This is a genomic window from Herbidospora sp. RD11066, from assembly GCF_054661255.1.
In genome coordinates, this window is sequence record NZ_BAAGDO010000310.1 from 1 (window position 1) to 244 (window position 244).

Below are 244 nucleotides of genomic sequence, written 5' to 3' on the forward strand. Positions count from 1 at the left end.
AGGCGCTGTAACAGGGATTGCCCAAGCTGCTGTATCACTCGCGAAAATTGACGTCGACAAGGCAGTTAAAGAGATATCGAAAATTGGCGACAAGTCAGGGCACAAAGAAGCCATGCAGATGGCAAACGAAGAAAAGAAGAAGCAAATGGAAGAAATGCAGAAGCAGCGAGACCTTCGCCAAGAAGCTATACTACAATGCATAGAATTTGCAGACAAAATCAAGAACTGCCAGGATGACAGCGCT

Annotated in this window: 1 protein-coding gene; it reads left to right on the forward strand. The window is 45.9% G+C overall.

All coding sequences use genetic code 11. From position 1 onward, the window contains the following. Window positions 1-244 (forward strand): hypothetical protein (locus ACYQ78_RS40000; RefSeq protein ID WP_459806216.1); only part of this gene is annotated, 244 nt, incomplete at both ends.